4 protein-coding genes are annotated in these 8,976 nt (G+C 47.0%); 2 read left to right on the top strand and 2 right to left on the bottom strand.

Translation table 11 applies throughout. The features are described from left to right. Window positions 1-519: 519 nt before the first annotated feature. The gene (locus JGK16_RS20390) at window positions 520-1,131 is read left to right on the top strand and encodes a 2OG-Fe(II) oxygenase (protein WP_293176916.1); all 612 of its coding nucleotides are present in this window, start codon (window positions 520-522) and stop codon (window positions 1,129-1,131) included. Between the two features lie 820 nt (window positions 1,132-1,951). Further along, entirely contained in the window at window positions 1,952-4,126 is a 2,175-nt protein-coding gene (locus JGK16_RS20385) for a glutamine synthetase III (protein WP_293192063.1), read from the top strand. Between the two features lie 263 nt (window positions 4,127-4,389). Here JGK16_RS20385 and JGK16_RS20380 read toward each other — a convergent pair whose 3' ends face one another. Together JGK16_RS20380 and JGK16_RS20375 are read right to left on the bottom strand one after the other, a co-directional pair. Continuing rightward, window positions 4,390-7,287, bottom strand: a complete 2,898-nt coding sequence (locus JGK16_RS20380) for an S-layer family protein (RefSeq protein WP_293192065.1) — start codon at window positions 7,285-7,287, stop codon at window positions 4,390-4,392. A gap of 174 nt (window positions 7,288-7,461) precedes the next feature. Continuing rightward, window positions 7,462-8,871 (bottom strand): cation:proton antiporter, encoded by a 1,410-nt coding sequence (locus JGK16_RS20375; protein WP_293176910.1) that lies wholly within the window; start codon window positions 8,869-8,871, stop codon window positions 7,462-7,464. Between the last annotated feature and the right edge of the window lie 105 nt (window positions 8,872-8,976).

Here is an 8,976-nt window from a genome sequence, read left to right as displayed (position 1 = left end):
GAGGGAGATACGGCGACGTATGCTCTCTTACCCGACAATCGCACGTCCGGTTCTAACTGAGAGGGGCGGGGAATAATATCCCCCCTCGACTCAACCAGAGATTGGGCTTGCAAGAGAAATCAAGTAAGCCATTCTGACCAGCCTAAGTCTTCACTGACTACGTTATTTGGGTCACGACACCCTGTGGATGCGACGCCAGTCTCCTGCTCTGTCGCTAGTGGTTAAACAGTTTTAAGGTCACTGAAACAGTGCTGCTAGCCCAACAAGCCCTTATAACATTGGCGAGGCGAACATTACCCCGCAAGGGAGGCTCCACAAGAGCAAACATTATGCGTACAGGGTTGCAAGGTTTGAAACGGTAACTGTCCCGTTGAAAGTGCATTACAAAAGTACACCAAACCAAGCAACTCCAAGGCGGTAATGGCAAGAAAGATTCAAGGCGGTTGAAACCGCCCGGGTTGTTTCCCTCTCAGGTCTAAAGACTCTGAGTTTCTCACTTACCGAATAGTTTGATGATTTTTGAGCGCCTTGAAATACTACAGCCAACATCCTAACGCTTTCTCGATCGACTATCTCAACGACTTACGAGGAGCAATTCTCGCCTCACCTTACTTTGCAACCAACAACCTCAACCGCGATTTCATCGGCACAAAAGGCTTTTCCGTGGTATTTGGGCGCGCTCAAATCGCCGAAGTCGAGCGCCGATTCCCGTTGTTCAAACCCTATCTAGACCAAGCATTACAGCCGGAATGCAACGCTTTTTACCTCAATCCCCTGCTTCTAGGCGAAGGTTCCCGCGTCGATCCGCATATCGATCGATCTTTGCGATCGTACTGCAAAACGGTTGAACCTCCCGCCGCCGTCAGCGTTTTGTACGTACAAGTTCCCCCAAATTTGCAAGGCGGAGAATTGATACTCCGGCGCAACAAACAGCAAGTCGGACAGATTAAGCCACAAGTCAATTCACTGATCTATTTTCAAGGAGATTTGACACACTCAGTCAACGCCGTAAAAAGTAGCGGGACTCGCTTAAGTTTGGTTTGCGAACAGTACAGTTTGAGCGCCACAGAATTACAAGATATTCCCGGATTTACAATCGAGTCTCGGGCCGCGAAAGCAAAGAATAAGTGAAGTTTATTCGATAATTGATATCTGATCCAGTGAATGAATCAAAATGCTTGTAGGGGCGGGTTAACCAACAATTTATGGCTCAAACCAACAATCTCATAAACCCGCCCCCACCACGCGACAAAATTAGCTCGCGCGCAATTCAACGGACATGAAATGAGCTAGTAGCTAGTAGGGTGCGTCAGCTTTGAACTCTCAATTATTGACAAAATAACCCGCTGCTGACACACCCTACAACTCAAATTCTGCCGTTATGTGCGATCGGGCGATCGCCACCTTGGAAAAAAAACTAAAATTCTGTAGCCTACGATACATTTATTTTCTTAATGATTGTTTACAATTTCCAAGTGTAGATTGTGTACTCTCCATAATTCCCCAAAACCCTAAACAAGTGCGTTGTTTGGTGGACAGCGATTTATCGATCGTCGAACCATTAAAAACCATAAGTAGTTTTGACCAGAATTCATAGGAATTAACTCGCACAAAATTTTTGAGCTTACCAGGGTGAAAATTAGCCAGCAAATCTGTGCAGCGCCGACATCTACGATGTTGACTCAAATTAGTACAGTCTCCAGTCATCTATTTGCTTGCTAATAATCGAAATCCAACCGCATCTATGGAACACCGGATTCTCACCAACACCGACGGCGAAGAGATTCCGCCTCGCTCCTCCAATCTTTGAGAGCCAGCCAAACAAGGCATTCTCCAAAAAGTTAGGTCAGACTAAAAATGTTGGTAAATCCAACATATTCGTCAACGGTTAGAATTGCACTAACCTATATTTTTTCACAGCTACTCGTCCTTAATTCGCATAAAAATAACCATGAGTGGAAACGAATCGCGCATTCAAGCAATTTCTCAAATCGTCAACCGCCAAATAACTCCTGCAAAGCCTCCCAAGCGGTTAGAAGAAATGTGGGCAACAGACGTGTTTAGTCTGAGCAAAATGCAAGAAAGCCTGCCCAAAAGCATTTTTAAATCAGTCAAAAATACCATTCAAACAGGTACAACACTCGATCCTTCCGTAGCCGATGTAGTTGCAGTAGCAATGAAAGATTGGGCTATTTCCAAAGGAGCCCTCTACTACGCCCACGTATTCTATCCACTAACAAATAGCACCGCCGAAAAACACGACGGTTTCATCTCCGTCCAAAGCGACGGCTCCGTCATCTCAGAATTTGCAGGTAAACTGCTAGTACAAGGCGAACCCGACGGTTCATCCTTCCCCAACGGTGGCATTCGCTCCACCGCAGCAGCTCGCGGATACACAGCCTGGGATGTCACCAGCCCCGCCTATGTCATGGAAACAGACAACGGCATGACATTGTGCATTCCCACTGTTTTCATCTCCTGGACAGGTGAAGCCCTAGACAAGAAAACCCCGCTTTTGCGCTCCATTGCTGCCATGAACAAAGCAGCAACCAGAGTCTTAAAACTGCTAGGAAATACCGAAGTCGCTCCCGTAAATTCCAGTTGCGGTGCCGAGCAAGAATACTTCCTGATCGATTCCAACTTCGCCAACAGCCGCCCCGATTTGTTATTAGCAGGTCGCACCCTGTTTGGCAAGCCTCCTGCCAAAGGTCAGCAATTTGACGACCACTATTTTGGAGCAATTCCAGAGCGCGTTCAAGTCTTCATGCAAGAAGTAGAAGAAAGAATGTACCGCCTGGGAATTCCTGCCAAAACTCGCCACAACGAAGTAGCACCAGGTCAGTTTGAAATTGCACCCTTTTTTGAAGCAGCAAACGTCGCCAGCGACCACCAACAATTAACCATGACAATTCTCCGCAACACCGCGAAGAAACATGGTTTTATGTGCTTGCTGCACGAGAAGCCTTTCGCAGGAATCAACGGTTCCGGCAAACACGTCAACTGGTCAGTCGGTAACGCCACCCAAGGCAACTTATTAGATCCAGGCGATACACCACACTCCAACATACAGTTCCTAGTTTTCTGCGGCGCTGTAATTCGCGGCGTTCACAAATACGGCCCCTTGTTGCGCGCCGTAGTTGCAACTGCTAGCAACGACCACCGCTTGGGCGCCAATGAAGCTCCGCCAGCAATTATCTCTGTCTATTTGGGATCCCAATTAGAAGATATCTTCGATCAAATTAGCAAGGGGGGTATTAAGGATTCCCAAGGTCGCGGAATCATGAATTTAGGCGTAGAAACACTGCCTGTTTTCGTCAAAGATGCCGGCGACAGAAACCGGACTTCGCCCTTTGCCTTTACTGGAAACCGCTTTGAATTCCGCGCAGTAGGTTCGGGTCAATCTGTTTCCGGCCCGCTGGTCGCGATGAATACAATTCTCGCAGATTCTTTGGACTGGGTTGCTAACAAATTAGAAAGCGCTTTGACCAACGGAACTGACTTGAATGCTGCCATCCAAACACTCTTGAAAGAAGTGATGGACGAGCACGGCGCTGTGGTATTTGGCGGCAACGGCTATTCTGAAGAATGGCACAAAATGGCCGTTGAAGAACGCGGTTTAGCTAACTTGCGGACTACCGCTGATGCTTTGCCCGTATTGAAGGCAGAATACATTGAGGACTTGTTTGAAAAGACAGGTGTTCTCACTCCGGTTGAATTGGAAAGCCGTTTTGATGTGTATGCAGAGCAGTATATACTGGCTATTGAAGTCGAAGCAAAATTGGTCGGCAGCATTTCCAAAACAATGATTTATCCGGCAGCGGTGAGATATTTGTCGGATCTTTCTAACACAATTGCTGGCTTGAAAGAGATTGGCATTGAATTAGAAAAGGCAACTGCTCAACAAGTCGCGACGCTGGTTAAGTCGATGATGGATACTGCGAGCAAGTTGAGTGATGCTTTGAGCAAGCACGATTTTGCTACAACTGAAGAGCATATGCAGTATGCTTCGCAAACCATTCGTCCTTTGATGGATGAGGTTCGTCAGTATGCTGATGCTTTGGAAGCTGAAGTGGCTGATGATTTGTGGCCGCTTCCTACTTATCAAGAAATGCTGTTTGTTAAGTAAGCTGTTGGGCATCTAAATTGTATTTTTGGGGCGGGCTTTCTGGCCCACCCCACAAGACTTTTCTTAAACTTGACTATACAATTTCAATGCACTTGTGCTTAATCGCAAACCTGGTTAATTTCTGGTGAGATTTGTGGGGACACGGCAATGCCGTGTCCCTACAATATTATTTTGGGGTAGGGACACGGCACTGCCGTCTCCTTTGATGTTATGGTTAAAAACTTTATTTTAATCAACGCCCTACAGTTGCTATCAACCGGATTTCAGCGCTCCCGGCAAACAGGCAAAGCAGGCTTCGATCGCTGCGGAACTTGAGCCATTTGATTGTATGCTACAAGCGTTACTTGTCCATCAGCATTTATCACCCAACCTTGAGCGGGAATCACTGGCTGGGGCTGAATTTCTATTTCTGCTTTTGTACCCTGTAGATTCTGACTGCTACCGACGGCCGGTTCCACCCAACTAAACAGGGTAGAATCGCTGCTGAGCAAATCATTTGGGTTCGCAGGTATTCCTCCTTTACCAGTAATAGTAAACTCACTTCCCGCCCCTTGAGTGCAAGGATTAGCTACAATTAACGCCTCTGGAGAGATAACATTTTGTGGCAATTCTACCAATCCTTGAGCCGGATTGACACCAGAAGTGCTAAACGTTACTGCCCCTTGCAAAGCCGGGCCAGCCTGTTGCGAAATAGCCGCGATGTCGCTAGTGGGAATTAAAGAAGTTGGATTCACTTGTAAGTTAGCAAATTCAGCATCAGTCAATCCTAAAGTGCTTCTAGCTGCTTCGCGATTAATGCTCGTAAAACCAAATATATTCGGGACATTCACCGCAACTTGTCCGCCCCTGGCTGTGCGAGCATTGGCTGTAATATCACTATTTTCTCGCGGGAGGGCTAACAAAATATCGCTATTAATTCTGATGTTGCCGCCATCAGAATTACCTGCATCGGTGGTAATTCTGCTATTGCGCCGCAACTGGATGGATCGCGATCGCAGATTAATATTTGCCCCAGTACCAGATACGGTTGTACCATCAATGCTGGCTTTGTTATCCAGGGCGATCGCATCAGCAACAACGTTGATATTGCCAGCGCGTCCCGATCCAATACTTGCCACATTGACCGTTGCCCCATCCCTAATAATCAATTGATTAACATTCAGATTCAACGAGCCCGCATTCCCCGTAGCGTTGGGATTGACAAAACTAAACGCCCTGCCAGCCGAAGCCTCAATTCTACTGCTGAACCGACCGTTATTCCCACTGCCTTGGACTTCTGTGCGATCGGCATTAATTGTAATATCTCCCGCATCTGCTGCACTCAAAGAAGCCGCAGTAATAATGCCCCCATCCCGCACAGTGAGTACAGGCGTAGAGAGGCGGATATCTCCACCCCGGCCAGAGCTTGTAGTTTGAGTGCCAAGAACACTCGGTGCGAAGCCCGCATTCCCCCCTGTCAAAACTCCAGACACGCCGCTCACTTCGATCGAGTCTGAAGCTCTGATAGTTAAAGTTCCTCCTGGCCCCCCACCGGTAGAAAACACATTTTCACCAATAATCGTACCCGTCGATAAAGTAATTACAGCTCCATTAGAAACAGTCAGCCGCTTAGTGTCGATCGTAATATCCCCAGCTTTCCCCTTTCCATCGAAAGAGCTAGTAGCCAGAGTAGTTTGCCCCGTACCTCCACCCAGACTCCCCGACAATTCTACAGATTCATTCGTTTTAATCGCGATATTCCCCGATGCTCCATCACTACGGCTGATGCCGATCAGACTGGCTCCATCGCGCATGATTAACCGTTGTGCGTCAACAGTGATACTTCCGCCTTGGCCGGTACTTCCACGAGTTGTGCCGCTGTTGAGCACTGAACCGATCAATTCGACGGTGTTAGCACGGATATTCAGATTTCCGGCATTTGCAGCAGTAAAGGTACTGGTACCGCCCAGTGCCCCATCGCGCAGCAGCAGCCGAGGAGTGTCAATGTTAATATTTCCAGCGGCTCCACTACCAGCAGTACCAGCACTCAGCATAATTTGCGGGTCAAAAGGGTTGAACGCTCCAGAGGCTAGATATTGGCTATAAACCCGCTGATAGCCTTCAATTCCCAGCCCGCTCATTTCTACTGAGTCAGTAGCGTGGATGTTTAAATTGTTCCCCTTCCCATCTCCGAGTGTGGCGCTGAGAATTTGCGACCCTTTATCTACTCGCAAGTTTTGGGCATTAATATCAATACTTCTGCCATCAAGATTTCCGAGTGTTAGGCTATAAATTCCTGAACTACTGACGGTGACATTAGAACCTCTGATGTCAATTTTTCCACCGCCTAATCCGCTGGTATTTATCAATGCACCGTTCATTTCAATGTTGCCAAAGTTCTGAATATTGCTGTAGTTTAAATTCAGACCTAAAGCTGTTGGTTCAAATTGCACTAAACCTGGAGTTTTCACACTTCCTAATAATATTTGTCCGGTATAAGCTGTTAAATTGCCGCCGTTTAGTTGAATGTCTCCACCAATTAAGGCTAAAGTTTGACCGGGGTCTACGGCTAAACCAAGTTTGTTAGAAACAGGAACCTCTATCGGTAGTGGTGGTAAGCTTGGTGTTGGGCCAATTGCTTGGGAAGTGTTGACAATTGTACCGGGATTGTCTCGAAATCTCAAGCCCACAGGAATATTAATCGCTAATAACGGCACGGCGCTGGGGTTCGCGCTGCTAAATTCAAAGCCGTTATTAAAAACAATACTATCAGCGGTTGAACCGATAAATGAGCCGCGTAAATCTAATCGAGCATTGGGGCCGAAGATAATTCCTTTCGGATTGAGTAAGAATAAGTTGGCGTTTCCTTGTACTCCTAATGTTCCTAAAATATTGGAAGAATTGCTACCTGTGACGCGGGTAAAAATGTTAGCAATGCCGTTAGGATTGGCAAAATATGCGCCTCTACCTTCACCGACGTTGAATTCGCGGAAACTGTGAAATAAGCTAGAACCGCGACTTGCACCGCCTTCTATGCGGTCTGATGGTAGGTTATTGATGCTGTCGGAGACTGTGCGGGAGTTTTCAGTTGCTAAAGTGCGATCGGGGATGATTTGAGCAATTGTGGCAGTGGGAAATAGCAATAAGAAAGCAAAAAATAGAGTAGAAGATAGGCGGGGCATTGTTTAACCTCTCTTAGAAGTTACGCTGCTGAATAAAATTGGACGATCGACATTAGATATCTGGCGAAAAACTAATCTCGAACAGGCTTTCCGGCCTGTTGCACAAGAATTATACCAGATGTCTAATTGTATTTTTCAATCAGCCGATCGCCCAAACTCAAATTCCCTCATCAATCAAACGATTTGTTTGCTCGCGGGTTCCCCCGTACCAGGAGGTACTACTGAATCGCCAAAAGCAATCCGCAGAAAAGGCGGAGCCAAGAAAGTCGTCAGAATCACCATGATAATAATCGAGACTTCCAACGGCTTATCCAACACCCCACTCGCCGAACCAATTCCGGCAAAAACCAAACCGACTTCGCCCCGAGGAATCATCCCAACTCCGATCGCCAATCGATTGATTCCGGGCACACCAAACACCACCCAACCTGTAACAATTTTGCCAATAATCGCCACCACAATCAAGAAAGCCGCAATCAAAAGGCCCGCCCGATTATCCGGCACTGCTGGGTTCAAAACTCGCAAATCGGCCCTAGCTCCCACTGTCACAAAAAAGATGGGGACAATGACATCTGAGATGGGTTTCACCAATTCATCCAACTCTGTGCGCGCATCGCTTTTATCCAACACCAAACCAGCCGCAAACGCACCCAAAATCGCTTCCAGATGAATTGCGTTGCCCAGAAATGCCATGAATAAGGCGAAAATAAAGGCCGGGATAATAATATTGCCGCGAGTTTTGAGTTGGCCCACCACCGCCGAGAAGGTTTTGTCGAAGACACCGCCCAACAGAATCGAACCTAACAGAAATACAGTGGCGCTGACAATCAAATAGATGACATTAACAACATCAATTTCACCAGTTTTAGCTAAGCTAGCGACAACAGCTAGGACAATAATTCCCAGCACATCATCAATCACTGCCGCACCGACAATAATTTGACCTTCTTTAGATGTCAGTTGTCCTAAATCAGACAACACTTTCGAGGTAATTCCGATGCTGGTTGCTGTCAAAGCCGCACCTGCAAAAATTGCCGGAATTGCTGGAGTGTGGAAAATTACCATCAAGCCAACAGTACCTGCGGCAAAGGGAACAGCCACGCCTACACAGGCGACAACGACGGCTTGAACTCCGACTTGTTTTAGTTGATTGAGATCGGACTCTAAGCCAATTTCAAACAGCAGAATAATTACGCCTAATTCGCCCAGCACAGAAATGATTTCACTCTGCGACTCAAAGACACTGGTAAGGGCGGCAGGGGATAGATGGTTGAGCGATTGTAGAACACTCATAATCCCGGAGTCTGAAGCTGACAGCCCGCTTTCGGAAAAAACGATCAGGTGTAAAGCAGACACCCCGACAATTACCCCTGCTACCAATTCACCCAATACGGGCGGTAAATCGAAGTTTCTCGCTACTTCTGCGCCGAATTTACTGGCGATATAAATCACTACTAAACTGAGCAAAACTCCGCTGAGGACGATCGGCGAATTTTCGGGATCGACTGTTGCTAGCAAAGGTATGGGAGCAATTAGCGGTGCTATCCCTGAACTGAAAGCTGTAATTGTATGGTTCACAAACATGAGTGATGTGATGGTAATAAAGATGATTCTACGCTGATTGATGATTGAATTTATGAAGTGTAGTAGGGACACGGCGCCGTGCCCATAGGTGTCAACTTATGACTA

The organism is Microcoleus sp. PH2017_09_SFU_O_A (assembly GCF_020738625.1).
Classification (GTDB): Bacteria; Cyanobacteriota; Cyanobacteriia; order Cyanobacteriales; family Microcoleaceae; genus Microcoleus.
The sequence above is the reverse complement of the archived record's forward strand: the minus strand, read 5'-3'. Positions and strand labels throughout refer to the sequence as shown.